The organism is Amycolatopsis sp. H20-H5 (assembly GCF_035828755.1).
Taxonomy (GTDB): Bacteria; Actinomycetota; Actinomycetes; order Mycobacteriales; family Pseudonocardiaceae; genus Amycolatopsis.
Window position 1 is genome coordinate 1 of the sequence record NZ_JAYMZS010000157.1, and the last position, 16749, is coordinate 16749.

The 16749-nt window shown below is 69.0% G+C and carries 18 protein-coding genes and 1 pseudogene; 6 read left to right on the plus strand and 13 right to left on the minus strand.

Features of this window, described 5'->3' with window-relative positions; translation table 11 throughout:
- From QMK34_RS42830 to QMK34_RS42870, 9 genes and pseudogenes are all read right to left on the minus strand, one after another.
- Positions 1 to 931, minus strand: a 931-nt coding sequence (locus QMK34_RS42830) for a hypothetical protein (protein WP_326420565.1), incomplete at its 3' end; no start/stop codon positions are given.
- A 283-nt stretch (positions 932 to 1214) separates the two neighbouring features.
- Complete coding sequence (locus QMK34_RS42835) at positions 1215 to 2351, minus strand: metallophosphoesterase (protein WP_326420566.1); 1137 nt, start codon at positions 2349 to 2351, stop codon at positions 1215 to 1217.
- A gap of 21 nt (positions 2352 to 2372) precedes the next feature.
- Positions 2373 to 2609, minus strand: a complete 237-nt coding sequence (locus QMK34_RS42840) for a type I-E CRISPR-associated protein Cse1/CasA (protein ID WP_326420581.1) — start codon at positions 2607 to 2609, stop codon at positions 2373 to 2375.
- Positions 2610 to 2637: 28 nt separating this feature from the next.
- Positions 2638 to 2835: pseudogene (locus tag QMK34_RS42845) on the minus strand (type I-E CRISPR-associated protein Cse1/CasA); the annotation flags it as partial.
- A gap of 357 nt (positions 2836 to 3192) precedes the next feature.
- Positions 3193 to 3720: an SCO6880 family protein gene (locus QMK34_RS42850; RefSeq protein ID WP_326420567.1), complete on the minus strand. Its 528-nt coding sequence runs from the start codon at positions 3718 to 3720 to the stop codon at positions 3193 to 3195.
- Positions 3717 to 5132: a hypothetical protein gene (locus QMK34_RS42855; protein ID WP_326420568.1), complete on the minus strand. Its 1416-nt coding sequence runs from the start codon at positions 5130 to 5132 to the stop codon at positions 3717 to 3719. Before QMK34_RS42855 ends, QMK34_RS42850 begins: the two co-directional genes overlap by 4 nt.
- Positions 5129 to 5962, minus strand: coding sequence for a hypothetical protein (locus QMK34_RS42860; RefSeq protein WP_326420569.1), 834 nt, complete (start codon positions 5960 to 5962; stop codon positions 5129 to 5131). Before QMK34_RS42860 ends, QMK34_RS42855 begins: the two co-directional genes overlap by 4 nt.
- Before the next feature lie 3 nt (positions 5963 to 5965).
- Positions 5966 to 6310, minus strand: coding sequence for a hypothetical protein (locus QMK34_RS42865; RefSeq protein ID WP_326420570.1), 345 nt, complete (start codon positions 6308 to 6310; stop codon positions 5966 to 5968).
- Positions 6311 to 6521: 211 nt separating this feature from the next.
- A complete protein-coding gene (locus QMK34_RS42870; RefSeq protein ID WP_326420571.1) occupies positions 6522 to 6872 on the minus strand; it encodes a hypothetical protein in 351 nt (116 codons plus the stop codon).
- A gap of 127 nt (positions 6873 to 6999) precedes the next feature.
- Here QMK34_RS42870 and QMK34_RS42875 point away from each other — a divergent pair, with 127 nt between their 5' ends.
- From QMK34_RS42875 to QMK34_RS42890, 4 genes are all read left to right on the plus strand, one after another.
- Entirely contained in the window at positions 7000 to 7464 is a 465-nt protein-coding gene (locus QMK34_RS42875; RefSeq protein WP_326420572.1) for a hypothetical protein, read from the plus strand.
- Positions 7465 to 7992: 528 nt separating this feature from the next.
- Complete coding sequence (locus QMK34_RS42880; protein ID WP_326420573.1) at positions 7993 to 8499, plus strand: hypothetical protein; 507 nt, start codon at positions 7993 to 7995, stop codon at positions 8497 to 8499.
- Between the two features lie 602 nt (positions 8500 to 9101).
- A complete protein-coding gene (locus tag QMK34_RS42885) occupies positions 9102 to 10712 on the plus strand; it encodes an ISL3 family transposase (RefSeq protein WP_326420574.1) in 1611 nt (536 codons plus the stop codon).
- 282 nt (positions 10713 to 10994) lie between these two features.
- Positions 10995 to 12260 carry an IS4 family transposase gene (locus tag QMK34_RS42890; protein WP_326420575.1) on the plus strand — a complete coding sequence of 422 codons (1266 nt, stop codon included), beginning with the start codon at positions 10995 to 10997 and terminating at the stop codon, positions 12258 to 12260.
- A 205-nt stretch (positions 12261 to 12465) separates the two neighbouring features.
- Here QMK34_RS42890 and QMK34_RS42895 read toward each other — a convergent pair whose 3' ends face one another.
- The 3 genes from QMK34_RS42895 to QMK34_RS42905 form a co-directional block, all read right to left on the minus strand.
- Positions 12466 to 12771: a hypothetical protein gene (locus QMK34_RS42895; RefSeq protein WP_326420576.1), complete on the minus strand. Its 306-nt coding sequence runs from the start codon at positions 12769 to 12771 to the stop codon at positions 12466 to 12468.
- A 179-nt stretch (positions 12772 to 12950) separates the two neighbouring features.
- A complete protein-coding gene (locus QMK34_RS42900) occupies positions 12951 to 13682 on the minus strand; it encodes a phosphatase PAP2 family protein (protein ID WP_326420577.1) in 732 nt (243 codons plus the stop codon).
- On the minus strand, positions 13679 to 14821 hold the full coding sequence (locus tag QMK34_RS42905) for a hypothetical protein (protein WP_326420578.1): 1143 nt from the start codon (positions 14819 to 14821) through the stop codon (positions 13679 to 13681). The genes QMK34_RS42900 and QMK34_RS42905 overlap by 4 nt, the downstream gene beginning before the upstream one ends.
- A gap of 738 nt (positions 14822 to 15559) precedes the next feature.
- Between QMK34_RS42905 and QMK34_RS42910 the strand changes: the two genes are divergently transcribed.
- Together QMK34_RS42910 and QMK34_RS42915 are read left to right on the plus strand one after the other, a co-directional pair.
- Entirely contained in the window at positions 15560 to 15712 is a 153-nt protein-coding gene (locus QMK34_RS42910; protein ID WP_326420579.1) for a hypothetical protein, read from the plus strand.
- A 313-nt stretch (positions 15713 to 16025) separates the two neighbouring features.
- Positions 16026 to 16448 carry a Rieske 2Fe-2S domain-containing protein gene (locus tag QMK34_RS42915; RefSeq protein WP_326420580.1) on the plus strand — a complete coding sequence of 141 codons (423 nt, stop codon included), beginning with the start codon at positions 16026 to 16028 and terminating at the stop codon, positions 16446 to 16448.
- Positions 16449 to 16582: 134 nt separating this feature from the next.
- On the opposite strand, the gene QMK34_RS42920 is transcribed toward QMK34_RS42915, so the two are convergent.
- On the minus strand, positions 16583 to 16749 hold a 167-nt coding region (locus QMK34_RS42920), incomplete at its 5' end, for a MerR family transcriptional regulator (protein ID WP_442785341.1).

A 16749-nucleotide genomic window follows, 5' to 3' on the forward strand; every position in this document is an offset into this window, starting at 1 on the left:
AGTGCAGCCTGGGTGTCCAGGACGGTCGTGGCGACCGGCCCAGCCGCAGTGCCGCGACGTCCGGATGTCCCGGCAGCAGCCGTTCCACCTCGGCGAGCAGGCGGGCGTACTCCTGGCCGCCGGTGGCCGCCATCGCGGCCCCGGCCAGCAACGCCAACATCGGGTCACGACGCCAGTCCGGCACGTGCTCCTCCAGCACGAACGGCGGGACGGCTTGTCCCGTTTCGAGACAGCACAACAGGAGCTGGCACAACACGTCGCGGCCGGTATGACCGGTCCAGGTGACGCCACGCGGCGTCAGGTGCACCGTCGCCGCGGCCGGGTCCGGTCCGCCTTCGCAGGGGACGAAGACCACGGTCTGCCAGCCCGCCTGCAGCCACAGCGGGACCTCGAGCCAGCTGCCGGACGACCTTCCGGTGCGGTACCGCACGACGTACCCGCCCGGCGGCCCGACGCGGGTCCAGCCGGTCCAGCCCGCCACCGCGTCGCCCTGCCAGTCCGCAGGTTCGGTCAGCCGGGCGGAATGCTCGTCGAGCACCTCGACGTCCGCGGGCGCGGGCGCCTTGCCCGCCGCACCCCGCAGGACCAGCACGAGACCGGCGCCGTCGTCGATCCGGTCGGCGATCCCGGCGCTCAGGTTCCCCGTGGCGACGGCGTGCGGGTGGTCGGCGCGGGGGGTCGCGGTGGGCACGTCCAGCGGCACGTCACCGACCACGTGGGGCGAGCCCGGCCGCATCGTGAGGACCTCGGTCCGCTCGAACCGCCCGGCGGTCGTCCGCAATTCGTACACCCCGGGAGCGATATCGACACACAATCGACGGGGCGCGCTGGCCACCGTCCGATGCGCCGAATCGAGCAGCTCGAACTCGACCACGGGATAACGGGAAGAAACGTCGACACGCACCGGACCGGCGCTTTCCGAACGCGGCATCGCTCCCCCTGCACAGCGGCCAAAAGTGGCTGAAGCGCCGGAAAGCTCACAGTCCGGCCCGAATTCAGTCGCCCGCCGCGCAGCGTGTGTTACATCTTTCGCAACCCTTTAACGCGGTTACCGAAAACCGCCACTGCGGGAAAATTTCCGCCGTTCCTGCCATTCCGGATAATCGTGAATCGCTTGTTCGCAAAAGGGTCCACCGAACTGCCGCACGATACGAGCGGCGGGTGAGTTGGATTCCGGCCCCAGTCGGCCACCCTGGTGGTGCGCGGAGCAGGCGTCAGGCCGAACGCAGGGTGAGCACGGTGATCTCGCTCGGCGCGAAGACGCGCAAGGGCGGGCCCCAGAATTCGGTGCCCCGGCTCGTATAGAGCTGGGTCCGCTCGCCGTGTCTGCTCAGCCCGTGCACCGACGGCTGGTCCACCCGCACGAGGTAGTGGAACGGCCAGATCTGGCCGCCGTGGGTGTGCCCGGAGATCTGCAGGTCGACCCCGGCGCGGACGGCCTCCCCGATCTGCTTCGGCTGGTGGGCCACCAGCAGCACCGGTAGCTCCGAGTCGGCGCCGCCGAGTGCACGGGTCAGGTCGGCGCCGTGGCCCGCCACCCGGGAACCCGCCGCCGTCGCGTCGTCCACCCCGGCGACGACGAGCCGGTCTCCGCCGCGTTCGACGACGAGATGCCTGTTGTGCAACGGTTCCCAGCCGAGCTCGTCCATGTGGTCGAGCCACGCCTGCGCCTCGCCGAAGTACTCGTGGTTGCCCGTTACGTATACTTTGGACAGTCGAGCGCGGATCGTGCGCAGCGGCTCGGCCTGGCCCCGGCGGCGCGCCACCGAACCGTCCGCGATGTCGCCCGCGTGGATCACGACGTCGCCGTCGAGCTCGTTGACAGCTGCGGCGACCTTCGCCGACCAGGCCGTGCGCTCGAGCGGCCCGAGATGGGTGTCGGTGATGACCACGACCCTGGTCCCGTCCAGCCCTGCGCCCAGCCGCGCCAGCGTGACGTCGACCCGCTTGATCCGCGGCAGCCGCATCGCCTCGAAGTGACCCCAGCCCACCAGCACCAGGGAAACGGCCACGACGGCGACGGCCACGATCCGCGAGCGCGCCGGGTTCTCGACGCCCGCGACAATGAGCACCAGGCGCAGCAAGTCACCCAGCAGGGTCCACACGAACAGCACCCACACCACGCCGAGCGTGCTGTCGCCGATCCGCGCGGCCCAGTCCTGCGCGCGGCGACTGTGGCCGAGGAACATCATCAGCGGGAACCCGACGAGCCCCAGCGCGAACACGACCGTACCGGCGATGGCAACCGGGGCGGGCCAGTCAGGACTGGGGAACACCAGCGCCCACCACGGCACGCCGAACAGCAGCAGCAACACCACAACGAGCATGACTGCCCGGCGGACCATCTTCATGCGCGCACCATGCGAGCTATCTTACTGGTTAGTTAGACTCGGCGGGATGAAGGTGATCCTCTTCGGCGCGACCGGCATGCTCGGCCAAGGCGTCCTGCGCGAATGCCTGCTCGATTCCGATGTGGTGTTCTGCGGGGTCAGGCGAGAGCCGTTGCACAGCAGCACTCCGGTGACTCGTTCGCCGGTGTGCGCCAGTCGGATCCGGCGGCTTTGCCAGGTGAACAGGGTCCACCGGCCCGGTCGGCTCGCGCTGCTCATCGTCGGGTCCCAGCGGTGCCCGCTCCCACGGCGGCAGATCGTGGGGCGCGTCGCTGGGGATGAGGTTGAGCAGCAACGTCTCGCGCAGCGTCGGCCCTTCGGGTAGGACGCCACCGAGGTGGCCGGACCAGCCGACGCCGATCGGGTACCCACGCCCGCCCTTCACCCTCGGGTCTCCGACGGCTCCCGACTTGATCCCGGACGGATCGAACGCCTGCGCGTGCACCAGCCACCGTGCGGCTTCGGCCGGGGACAAGGTCAACGCCCGGTCAAGGCGGGTGGAGAGTTGCCGGGCTGTGTGTTCGAGGGCTTGGTCGGCGTCGAGTCCGATGGTGATCCCGCCCGCGGCGTGGCGCCATACGACATTCCATGCTTCGTCGGTGACGGCCGCGTCGGGGAGATGCTGGGTGATGATGTCGCGTCAGCGCGGTAAGTCCAGGTTGGACTGTGTGGGGGATGATTAGCGTGCAGCAAACATCGAGCTGATGTCTGGTCGATTCCGGCGGTAACGGTATCTGGTCCTTGCCCTAAATCAAGCAGGAGACTGCATATGGAGCGCAGTGGACCGTTTCATCGGTGAGGCTCAGGTCTCGCAGTTCGGTATCGCTGGCACGTGCTCAACAGCACCCAGCAGCCATCCAGCACCGTGAGACAACCCACGAGTCAGGCGCGCGGTCGCGCCCCACCGGCCTTCGGCGGTGTCGTGGATCAGGCAGACCCGGCCCACGTCCCGCAGTGGCGGTCCGTCGGGGAACCGCAGCCGGGCCAGGACGCCGGGCAGGTCCGGTTCGGCGGGATCGACGGCGCGCCCGGACGCGGCGCTGGATTGCCAGCGTGACCAGCCGAACACCACGGCGACCTGGAACAGCAGCAGGTGCCGCAGCCACCGCACGGCGGGCCTGCCCCGCACCGGGACCACGACCAGCGCCGCGGCCGGGCCGCAGAACGCCGCGAGCAGCAGCGCGTCGGTGAGGCCACCGGCGGACAGCGCGATCACGACGGGCACCGTGAGCACCAGGCAGGTGATCGCCTGCGCTGGGTGCAGCCCGAGGATCCAGCCGGAGTGCTCGCGACGCGACAGGCCGCGATAGACCCGGGTCGTGGTGCTCACAGCGCCACCGCCGCGTCCTCGATCTCGGCGTCCGACACCCCGCCACCACCGGTGGTGGTGGTGGGGCCGTCACCGGGCACCGGTGGGGTCGGTGGGCTGCCACCGCCACCCGGCGGGTCACCCGGGCCGGGATCGTCGTCACCATCGTCGTCCTCGAGGGCGTCGGCCGGGCCGCTCGGCGGGTCCGCGGGTGTGACGTCGTCGGCCGCGTCGTCGACGGGACCGGGGTCCGCACCGGTGTCGTCCACGTCGTCGGAGTCGGTGCTCGTGTCGCCGCCGTCGGAACCACCGGCGTTGTCCTCGTCGCCGGTGTCGTCGGTGTCGTCGTCGCTACCGTCAGTGGTGTCGGTGGTGTCGGGGTCGTTGAGGGCGGAGTCGAACCGGTCGGTGTTCGCCTGTTCCTGCTGCTCGTCTCCGTTCTCGTCGTCGCCACTGTCCTTGCTCGTGGCTGTGCCCTTGCCGCCGAGCTTGCCCAGGGCGTGGGTGCCGAGTGTCCCGGCGGGGCTGTCGGCGCCGTAGGAGTCCAGCCCGGCGCGCGACGCCTGGTCGCGCAACGCCGCCCCGGGGTCGGTGCTGGGGTCGATGAACGCGAACAGTTTGAACAGCACCAGCGGCACGCACAGCGACACCAGCAGCACACCGATCCCCGCCAGCAACCCCGAGAGCCCCTCGGCGCTACCACCGACCGCGACGCCGACCACCAGCGTCAGCGCCAAGGCCGGTTTCATGACGAGCACGACGACCGTCCAGCGCAGCCCGCGCCAGAACCACACCGTGGTCGAGGAGTACAGCAACCCGGCGGCGGTCAGCGGGATGGTGGCGACCAGGATGTAGATCGCGGCTTCGCGAAACAGCATCTCGACCACGAAGCCCAGCGCCGCGGGGATCACGCCGAACAGCCCGCCCAGGCCGAGCGCCACCGCCTGCACGGATTCGGTGAGCGTGTCGGTCAGGCCGGTCAGCTTCAGCGCCTCGTCGAAGCGATCGACACGCAACCCGTAGTCCAGGATCCCCTCGGTCAGCCCGTCCGCGGCGCTCAGCGCGACCGCGACCATCCCCACGGTCGCGGCGAGCGCGATGCCGTACTGCAACGGCCCGACCAGCAGCCGGGTGAACCCGCGTCCGCCGCGCAGCATCGCCGCGGTGATCTGGGTGAAGAACAGTCCGAGCGCGAGGATGCCACTGATCCACAGCATCAGCGGCCACAGCACCCCCACGGGCCCGTCGGTGGTCGACACGGTGAACGCGGAGAACGTGTCGACGAGCGCGAACGCCACCCGCAGGATCGCCAGCGACGTCGTCCAGATGGCCTTCATCAACAGTTCGAACGGTGCGGCGACCGCTGTTCTCGCGGCCAGCCCCAGTGCGTCACCGACCGTGCCCAGCAGCTTCTCAAGTTCGTCCGGGGTCATCGCTGACCTCCGCTCAGCGCGCGGTAGCCCGCGGCCACCGACTCGGCGCTGCCCGGCCATGCCGACGTGGCGTACGCGGCGCGGGCACCGGGGCTGATGCGCCAGCCGGTGCCGGTCCAGCGCAGCGCCTGGCAGTCACCGATCCCGACCACCGTGGTGCGTCCCTGCCGGGTGAGCGAGAGCTGTCCGAGCGTGCACACCACCACGTACCGGCCGTGGTCGGCGGTGCCTTTGATCAGGCCGTGGGTCACGTCGTAGGTGAGCTCAAGGCCCGGTGTCAGCTGGCCGGGCGGGATCCCCGCGCTGTCGCGCAAATGCGTCAGCACGACGTGCAGGCCGCTGTGCCGCACGTCCGGTGCGCCGGGCAGCGCGAACTGCTGGTAGGCCCGGGAGTAGGTGGCGGGGTCGCCGCCCGCGGCCCCGGCCTGGTCGATCGCCCGCAACTGCGCCACCGCCCCCGCCGCGGTCCCCGGGAACGTGTCGGCGATCCACCGTCCGGCCGTCACCGCCGCTGGGGTCGCGGCGGGCAGGACGATGTCGGGGCCCGCGGCCTGGGTGGTCAGTTCGTGTGGCTGCGCGGCGGTGATCGGCAGGGCCAGCATCGGCCGGGTCGCCAGCGCGGCCTGGCCCGCGAGGTCCCACCCGGGCTCGACCGGGACCGCGCGCGAGGAGGTCGGCGGGTGCGGGGTCGGTAGGCCCGCCGCGGTGGTGGCGTGATGGGCCACGACGAGTGAGACCGCGACGCCCGCGACAACGACCACCGCGAGCGCGAGGGTGGCGAGGCGGGCTCCGGCGCGGCGACGCGTGCGCAGGTCGGTGAGCGGGTCCATGGGTCAGCCGCCCGCGAAGCCGCTGATCAGCGTGTAGCCGATGCCGTAGAGGATCGCGCCACCGACCGCGCAGAGCATCATGACCAAACCGACCTTGCCAGCGCGGTGATGGTCGATCCACCGGCCCCCGGCCCACACGATGATGCCGATGAAGAAGCCCATGACCAGCGCGACACCGGCGGCCCACTTCGCGTTGTTGAGGATCCCGAGTATCCGGCCGGATCCCGGTGGCGGCAACGGCACCGGAGTGGGGATACCCAGCGGGCCTGACGTCGGCGGTGGTGCCGAAGGGCCGGGGGGCTGGGCGAGCCAGTCCCCCAGGACGTGGACGAACGTGTGGCCGAGCATGAACGGATTCCCCTTCCCGCGCCCAGCCGAGGCCGAGCGAACGGAGCGGGGAGGGCTTCGTCAACGAGGGTGAGACATGGTTGGTCAGCGGCGATGGGCTTGCGAGCGGCGAGCTATCGCAGTGCCGGGTCTGTCCACACCCGACACGGCACGCGATCAGTGTCCAGAATGGATGATGAGGGCTGATGGAGTTGTTCTGCGGCAACGCTCGTCAGGTCGCGGCATCAGGCGGTGGGCCATCGATACCTCCCGTCGATCGGGTCGCCCGACCGCGGTCGGCCCGGGTGTCGGGTGGGGAACACGGTGCGGTGAGGGCGCCGGTTCGCCGCAGTGCGGCGGTGACGCTGGCGCGGAGCCGTTTCGGGGTCACCGCCGCGGTGATGCCGTGGGCCGCGATGTCGGCGTCGTGGGGCAGGAACGTCGCGTCGGCCATCAGCTGCTGCACCCGGTGCCCCGCGGCACCCGCCACGGCCGGTGGCCACTTCCTGGCGCCGGTGACCACCAGGTGCACGGGAGCGACCGCGATCCCCGCCTGGATCCACGGATCCAGCCGCGCCAGCACCTGCTCGGCATGGGCGAAGCGACGGGACGGTGGGGCGCACCACCAGCATCGGTTGTGGAGCCGGCGTCCCGGTGCGCAGCCACGCACCGGATCCCGCGAGCGGATGCGCCGTGACGCGCCAGGGATCGTGACCGAGATCGACCACGGTCACGTCGATGTGCCACTCGCCCGGCCGCCAGAATCCCGGCGGTGGCACCAGACCGGGCGCGAGGACGGGCAGTGTCGTCTCCGCCCGCGCCAGCACTGCCCGCCCGCGCCAGGAGAAACGCACGCGGACCGCCGGATGCGGCCCCCGTACCTGGGGTCCATCCGACGCGGCGGCGCGGTTGAGCCCGGACCGCGCGGGATCCGCGGTGTCGACCAGCAGCACCGAACGCCCAGCGGCCTGCGCGGCGTCCGCCAGGACTGCCGCGGCCACACTCGCGCCGCCACCTGGCGACGCGGCCAGCACCGGGACCACCACGCCGAACGCGGCCCAGTCGACGCGACGGTGAACATCGACCCGCGGGTACTGCCGCGATACCGCGTCGGCAGCGCGCACCGTGGCCCGGGCGACATCGCCAGCACGCGCCGACCACCGGGAACCGGATAGCGTCGCGCGCCGCGCCGAGCCGTTGCCACTGCGAGACCACCCCGCCGTGGGTGTCCCCGCGCCACGGCCGGGCGCCCCTGCCGACAGCGACGTCGCCTCGAGCGGGCCGGGGCGGGCCGACCGTGGCGCTCCACTGTCGGCACGAGTCGATGCTGCGTCTGTGCTGCGGGCGGCTCCGGCCTTGCGCCCGGTGTCCTGTGGGTCCAGAATCGACCACGACAGTTGACTATCTGATGTCAATAGTAGGCAAGTAGTCGATATTGTCAACCGAAGCGGGCAGTCTGGTATCCTGCGGACCTCTACGCCCCCTACGATGTGAACACTGACAGCAGACACCACCGACGACGTTGGGGGACGGCACCGTTGGATGAGGGACCCGATGTGACGACGCGGCCATCTCCGCACCCGGCTGGCCAGACAGCACCACAGGACATCGACTCGCCACTGCCGCGGCGTTCGCGCGGGCAGTACCACGAGCTCGCTCTGCGGGTGCTGGCCTTACCGACCTTGGCGGACCGCCTGTCCTACTTGATCGAGACCGAGTCGCGGTTCTGGATCCGCAAAGACGACCGCTCGCCCGTGGTCGATCCTGACGTGATCGCCGCCGCTCCCGGGCGCGCGAGCCCCTATGTGTCCAAGACGTCGACGGTGCCGCAGATCGTCGAGTGGGTACGCGCTCGCACTGGCCTGACGATGACCAAATCCTCGCTGTACAACCTGCGTGAAGGAAAAAACGTCACCCCACGGACCGCGATCCTCACCGCTTTAGGCGAATTCTGGCGCATCGACCCGAGACTGCTCGACCCCACGGTGCCGGCCAGCAGCTTCCCTTACCCTGACACTGAAGCGAGTCAGCTGGATCCGCTGGAGCAGCGGACGTATGACCTCATGCGGGAGGTCGGTCTCACCAGCGTGAGACCCCGTGAAGTCGCGAACACCTTCCAGGGAAGTACCGACGCCGACAAATTGCAGCTGCTGGGCATCCTGGAGGCGATGGCACAGCACCGCAAAACCGAGCACCACGACAAGCCTTGACCCGCGCACCGGGAAGCGCAGCAGCCACACACCCCGCAGACGCCGGAACGCGGGCGGCCTCGATGCAGCAACCGGCGTTCCGGCGGGGCAGGTCGATGGGTGCCAGCCTCCCGACGCGCTGCCGCTCCACGCGAACGAGGCGAGATCCACGAACGCCGAGACTGTGGTGCCCGCCACGATGGTGATCAAACAGTCGTCATCGGCGCCAGTAGCTCGAACATTTCCTTCATTACGACGTAAGTATGGGACTGCCCAGGCGCGGAGTCGTGCTCCTTGTGGGAGGTACTGCCGCTGAACCCGACGTCACCTGCGGCGGCCGTGCACGCCGCCGACCACCGCAGGTGACAGGGTTTCGAGCTCTACTTGTTCTTGCGCTTTCCAGCGAACAGTCTGCCCAGAAGGCCACTGCCGACAATGAAAGCGAGGACCACGAGGACGGCAGTGACGTCCGTAGTGGTGAACCAAACTATTGCCAAGACGACCGCTGGCCATGGCATCGTGATTTGGTTCTGGCCCATATTTCGTGATCGTGTTGACCCGCTGCGACGGCGCGGCAAGGGCTCTGTGATCATGTCCGACCGTGGGTTGATCATGGTCTGGACGTGCTGTTTCCGCATCTGGCGGGTGTCGTGGTTGAGCGGGTCGAGCAGATCGGCTCGACGGTGTGGATGTGGGCGCATCCCCGAGCTGTCGAGGCAGCGTGCCCAGGCTGCGGTCAGCGCTCGGTACGGGTGCATTCGAGATATGAGCGCCGGGTTGCCGATGCCGCCGTGGCGGGTCGGCGGCTCGTGATCCGGCTCCGCGTCCGGCGGTTCTTCTGTGCCGAGACTGCCTGCCCCGCCAAGACTTTCGCGGAGCAGGTCACCGGACTGACCCAGCCCTACCGCCGGCGCACACCGTTACTGCGGACCATGCTCGAGGCGATCGGGCTCGCGGTGGCCGGTCGCGCCGGCGCTCGCCTGGCGGCGATGCTGGGCTTGTTTGCCAGCCGGAGCACACTATTACGGCTGATCCGCGCGCTGCCCGATCCCCAGGCCGGATCGGTGACGGTGTTGGGGGTCGACGATTTCGCCCTACGCCGCGGCCACAACTACGGCACCGTCTTGATCGACATGGACACTCACCGGCCGGTCGATGTTCTGCCCGACCGGGAAGCTGCCACGCTCGCGACGTGGCTGTCCGATCACCCCGGAACGACAGTCGTGTGCCGCGACCGCGCCGGGGCCTATGCCGAGGGCGCCCGCACCGGCGCGCCGAAGGCCATCCAGGTCGCAGACCGCTGGCACTTATGGCACAACCTGGCCGGATACACCGAAAAGACCATCGCCGCCCACCACCACTGCGTGCGCGCCGAGTGGGATCCCCAACCCGAGGCCCAGCCCGAATCCCAGCTCGTCGTCGAGGTGCGCACCGCTGGCCTGGCCGATACAGCGCAAGCCGCACTCGCCGACCGCACGGAACAGTCCGCGCTCATCGTGCGCACGAAACAGCGGTACGAGGCAGTCCAGGCCATGAAGGCGACAGGCAAGGGCATCAAGGCGATCATGCGGGAGCTCGAGCTGGCCAAGGACACGGTGCGCCGCTTCTATCGCGCGGAGAGCGTCGATGAGCTGCTGGCCAAGGCCCGTGCCGGGCGCCCGGTCAAACTCGACGAGTACAAGCCGTACCTGCATCGGCGGTGGAACGAGGGGTGCACCAACGTCCTGCAGCTGCACCGCGAGATCACCACTCAGGGCTACCGTGGCTGCTACAGCTCGGTCCGTGATCACCTCGCGCCCTTCCGCGAGCTGAGTGCCGCGCCGCCGGCGAAGCCGACGACGCCGAAGGTACGCACCATCACGTCGTGGATGCTGCGCCGCCCTGAGGACCTTGATGACCACGACCGGCGCGATCTCACCCGAGTTCTTGACGTGTGCTCGCACCTGAGCGCTACCGCTGCCCACGTCCGGACCTTCGCCCAGATGCTCACCGGCCGCCACGGCGAGCGGCTCGACACCTGGATGCGCGACGTCGAGGGTGATGACCTGCCTTACCTGCGCTCGTTCGTCAACGGACTCCGGCAGGACTACGCAGCAGTCCTCAACGGACTCACCCTGCACCACAGCTCCGGAGCCGTCGAAGGCAACGTCAACCGCATCAAAATGATCAAGAGGCAAATGTACGGCCGCGCCTCATTCGACCTGCTCCGCAAGCGAATCCTGCTCGCCGACTGACGACCAGGGGCCGAGACGATCACGAAATATGGGCCAGAACCCGTGATTTGGCCCCGGTTCGGCACCTTTAACAGGCCCCACCGATCGGGGGACTTGATCGGTGATCTCCGGCGAGTCGGCGGATCTAGCAGCAATGCCGTGTAGTTAGTCGGTGTGGGGTGTTGTCAAGGGGCTGCTGTGAGTGAGGCAGCGGGGCCCCGGTAGACAGGTTTGTCCTCGCGAGACAACCGCTACCAAGGGGCTCCGCTGCCTGCTCAGTCTGTCATCACCCGCACGATCACTGTGGCGTCAGGTCGGTTCGCGCCTGGTCATCTGGGTGAGTTGACCCAGATCGTGCCGTTCGACCTGATCGACGAAGTCCTCGTCGAATCCCGCACCGTCCAGGCCCGGGTGCGGGATCTGCCGTCGCGTGTCGTGGTCTACCTCCTGCTGGCCGGGTGCCTGTTCGCGGACCAGGGCTACAGCCAGGTACGGCACCGGCTCGTCTCCGGACTGGACGGCCTGGACGTGGCCACACCGACCGCCGGGGCGTTGTGCCAGGCCCGCCGCCGTCTCGGGATCGCGCCGATGAAAGCACTGTTCGACCTGCTGCGCGGCCCTGCCGCCGGTATCGCCACCACCGGCACCCGGCGGCGTGGGTTGCTCGTCTGCGCGATCGACGGCACCACCATGACCGCACCCGACAGCACCGCGAATCTGCCCGAGTACACCAAACACCGCTGCAACAACGGCGGTTCGGGATACCCGCTGATCCGGGTCCTGGCCCTGGTAGCCTGCGGCACCCGCACGATCATCGACGCAGTGTTCGGCCCCACCAGCCTCGGCGAGACCACCTACACCCACCGGCTCCTGCCCAGCATGCACACCGGCATGATCGTGCTGCTCGACCGCAACTTCGCCACCAAAGACCTACTCGCCTCGATCGACGAGACCGGCGCGAAATTCCTGGTACGCCTCAAAAACGGGCGCACAATGCCCGTGCTGCGGCGCTACCCCGACGGGTCCTACCCGTCCATGCTCAGCCGGGTCGCGGTGCGGGTGATCGACGCCGAGATCACCATCAGCACCGACAACGGCCAGCACACCAGCCTCTACCGGCTGGCCACCACCCTGCTCGACCACCACCGCTATCCCGCTGCTGGGCTTCTCACGCTCTATCACCAACGCTGGGAGATCGAGACCGCGTTCCTGGAGATCAAATCCACCATCCTGGGCGGGAAAGTCCTCCGAGCCCGCACCCCAACCGGTGTGGTCCAGGAGATCTACGCCCTGCTCGTCACCTACCAAATCCTGCGCACCGCGATGGCCGACGCCACCGACACCCAACCCGGCACCGACCCAGACCGGGCCGCGTTCACCATCGCCCTGCACGCTGCCCGCGACCAGATCGTGCACGCCACCAGCGTCATCGCCGACACCAACATCGACCTCGTCGGCGCGATCGGCAGACTCGTCCTAGCCAACCTCCTGCCCGACCGGCGCATCCGAACCAGCTACAAAGCCACCATCGGCATCAACATCCTCTTGACACACCACGACAGCACCTAACTACACAACATTGGTACTAGCTCGTGAACGACACCGCCGACGGTGGTGACGGTGCGCCAGCGTTACCGACGTCCACCCCGTTCGTCACAGGAGAACCACCGGACACGTGAACTGCCGGACCGAGCATGCTCAGGGCGGCCGGGACGATGGTCGGCAGTGTCAGGGCGCGGTGTCAGGGCGCAGTGTCAACGCCACACCGAGCCCCTCAGATCTGGGGATTTGCAGGGGCGGTCATCCAGATCTGAAACACGCAGGTCGATGAGAAAGCTATGGCGGAAACGCCGAATCGTGGGGAGCAACCCGGTGCCATCCAACGGCCAACTCTGCAGGTCAGCAACACGGCAAACACGTCGCGGGGGCCTTCATCATGCCGCGCAATACTGGTGTCAAGGTGTTCGGCATCGCGCAGCACTGAGTCGGCTACACCGACGGCAAGGGAAGGATCGCCGAACACGGCGGAGCGGCCGCCAACGATCATGACGTCGCGCTGGTGGTCAGCGGAGAACGGCAAGGGGGAACGCCGACTGTGCGGAACTCCGTGGAAACGACGCAGATCGCGCCGACGATTCGTGAGCTGCCGGACTTGCACTCGAGGACCCCACAGTCGGTCCGGACCGAGGGAACCACCCGCGCTGCCGTCCCTCGGATGACCCGGCGACGAACGCTGAACCGCCTCGCCCGGCGTGACCCTCAGCGCGCCGGGCGAGGCGGTCCCTCGCACCTGCCAGGATGGCCTGGCCGGGCCATCCATAAACAGGTCGCCGAGACCAGTGACAGCGCGAACAACCAGCCCGCGACGACATCACTCAGGTAGTGAACTCCCAGCAAGAGCCGGGAGAAACCCGTGAGGAACACGGCGGTTGCGACGACGGGACAAATCGTCCGGCGCAACCCCTGACACAGCGCCGGCCACACCAGCAGCACGAGGATCGCCCCGCCCAGCGCGGACGTCAGCGCGTGGCCGGACGGGAACGACGGCCCACTCGCCTGGGACACCGGATCGGTCCAGACCGGCCGGGTCCGTCCGAGCAGCAGCTTGACCCCGCCGTCGACCGCACCGCCCAGCACCAGGGCGGCTAACGCCCACACCGCCACGAGCCGCCGGCGATGCAGGAAAGTCCACACAGCGACCACGACCACCGAGACTCGCCACGTCCATGGGCCGAAAACGTCCGTCCAGACCTGTGTCACCCGGGCCACGGCCGGATGATCGACGGCGTAGCCATGCAGAAACACGGCCACGCTCCGGTCGAGCGTGATCACCGGGTCCCAGTTCAGCACGACCGCCAACGCCACCAGTATCGCCGGCACACCGAAGACCGCCGCCGCCGCGACCAGACCGGTGGTACCCGGCCCGGAACGTTCGCCAGCGGGCCCGTCCACGATCGGGTCTCGCGGCCGTTCCTCCGGCACCAGTGTCACGGCAGCACCGACCTGGATGCCCGGACGACGACCACGAAAAAGTCCCGTTGATCATCCTTGAGGTAACGGTCGGCCGCGCCCGGCATCGTCGGCAGCAGCTTGTCGGGCGCGACGGCCTGCGGGCCGGGGCGGTAGGTGTTGAAGGTGACCATGCCCGAGTGGATGTCCAGTTCCATGCCGCGCACGACGCCGGCCCGCACCATCGCGGCGGCGAGCGTGGTCAGGGTCAGTTTGTCGCCGGCCACGTAAACCAGGTTCCCGGCCGTGTCCACACCGACTCCGGAGCGCCAGGTGTACTGGAACTGGTTGCTCGCACTCCCCCAGTGCCCGGCCGGGTTCTGTTCGAGTCCCGCCGCGGGCCGGGCATCGTCGACGACGAGATCCAAGTTCTGCCGCACCGCGACCACATCGGCGGTCACGGTGGCGTCGCGTCCCCACTGCGCGACGGAAACAACCCCGTCGCGGTGGATCACCGCCGACGCCCTGCCGTCCTGCAACGGCACGAACTCGCGTCCGCCGGCGTAATAGCCACCGGGCGAGTCCTTGAACCGGAAACCCGAGTTGAAGGTCGCCAGCAACGACGGTCGCAGCGCAGCAGGCACCCTCGCCTGGCCGGTGCCGCCAGGTTCCTTGGTCCCGCCGATCAGCTGGGTCCGAACCAAATTCTGGTTGAGCCAGGCCACGCCGGCGACGACACTGCCGTGTGCCGCGTCCGGCCGCAGAAAGGTCGTGTAGTCAATGGCTCCGCCGCCCGGCGCGGGCACGCCCGGCACCCAGAGGCCCTCACCGGGCAGTGGATGCGCGGACGGCGCCAAGTCAGAGGGCCGCTGCGCGGTGGGCGACGTGACGCGGTTCAGCGCCCGGCTGGGTAACTCCGCCGCGGACGGAGGTGCCGACGAGGGCGGATTCCTGGTGTACCACCAGTTCTCGACGGAGTTGACCATCCCGCCCAGACCCATGTCCCGTACCCAGTCGACCGATCGCACAGTCAGGGACGCGTCACCCGGATAGGTCAGCGCCCGGACGTAGGTACCGGCCGGATAGACAAGGAGAACGAGCAGGACCAGTACAACCGTCCGGCGCCTCTGTCGCTTTCGCGACCGTCCGCGTGGGATGACCGTGCCGGGAGCCTCGCTCATGAACCGACGTTAGGTCGTAGCCGGTGTGCCGTAGGACAGCGAAAAGCAAGCTCAGGGGAAAATCAGCAGCGGGTCAGGCTTCCCGGAACGAGAGCAGCAGAGTCAACAGAGGCGGCTCCGTCTGGCGGAGGGCCAGTCGGCTCTGCTCGGCCTCGACGAGACTGCGTGCCAGCGCGAGGGCGATCCCGTGTCCGCCGCTGGTGGCGTTGCGGCGCCGGACACATCGACATCGGGGCGATCCCGGCGGCGTCGTTCGCCGGGTCGATCGTCGGTTTCCAAGGCCACCGTGCCCCATAGGCAGGCCTCACCCGAGGTGTGAGAACGATGTCGGTGCGCACCCACATCGTCACGAAGGCCCGTGGCGGGGCGGCGATGTGGTCGCGGACGCGCCGCCCGGGAACTGCGGTCAGGTGGCGCCCGGCTCGACCGGCGGCGGCTCGCCGGGATAGAGCGGCGCACCGGGCTGTGGGTGCGACCGGCGTCCCGGACCGATCGCTGGTCGTGGTGCTAGCCGTCACTGCGGGAAGCGGGGCCCGGCGACACTGCAGGCGTCGATCGCACGGCCGGTCGTGGCGATCGGTACCCGACAAGCCGAAGCCCTGCCAGTGGTTCTGGCCGTGATCACGCACCGTTCCTTGACGACCGCGAACCGGGCGCCTCGGGAGAGGTTTGAAGGCGGTCACCACCGGGAATCTCCGCCGTGGGCTCGACCGGGCCCGTCGTCTCGGAGGTGTGACCGTGGGACTTATCATCGGTTTGCTGCTGTTGTGGCTCGTCCTCGCCGTTCTCGGCTTCGCCATCAAATCGTTGTTCTGGCTGGCGATCGTCGCTCTCGTGCTGTTCGTGGCCACCGGAGTCTTCGGAGCCATCCGCCGCCGGGCCGCGCGCTGAACGCGGGCAGCGGCCTCAGCGTCGGCGGATGATGTTCGAGGGCTTCACCGAGGACCGGATCGAGCTTGAGCAGTCCTCCCTTCACCGTGTCGCACCACGCCTGGTCGAGCGGGGTTTCACGGTCGTCTGCCCTGATCTGCGCGGATACGGCCGATCCAGGGGCCCGGAACCAGCGGCGATGTCGAGGACATCACCCACCGCTGGTCGGCCCAAGACGCTGAGGCATACGACGCGCTGCCGATGATTGGGATCCTATCTCCCCGGTTCGTCGACATTGTGGGTGGCGACAGGGTTCGCGAGGTGGGGTTTGCCGATGGGCACCGTCGCCGGGCGGATCCTCGCCGACCGCATCACCGGCGACACCAATCCCCACGGCGAACTCTTCTCACCGCACCGGGTCAGTCTGCGCGCGGCGCCCACCTTGGCGCAGATGAACACCGCCGTCGCACTCGATCTCATCGGCGATCGGCTCGTGCCACCCGACGCCGACGGCGACGATGTCCCCGTCGGCACCGCCCGGGGTGAAGTTCGACGGGCGGGGCAAAAAGGTGTCTACCGTGACCGGACGGGAGCGGTGCACGCGGTGTCGCTGCGCTGCACCCATCTGGGATGCCTGCTGCGGTTCAACGGCGCCGAACGCAGCTGGGACTGCTCGTGTCACGGCTCCCGCTTCGACGTCGACGACACTGTGCTCGAGGGCCCCGCCACCCTCCCACTCCCACGTCGCGAGGTGTGAAGGAACGTCATCGTCACGAGGGTCGCGGACGATGTCGGCCCCCTGCTCTCCCCGCACGGCGAGCGACGGTGCCGATCTGGACCGAGTCACCTCGGCGCGAATGACTGAGTCGGACCGCACGCCCGACGGGCACTTCATGGTAGTTCGGCGTTGCGGAGTTCGGAGGCGTGGAGCTGGTCTTCGAGGGTGATGATGCGGCAGGCGGCGTCGAGGCCGGTGCCGTGATCCACCAGTTCCCGCACCCGCGCGGCGAGGCGCAGTTGGCGGCGGGAGTAGCGGCGGTGCCCGCCGGCGGAGCGTT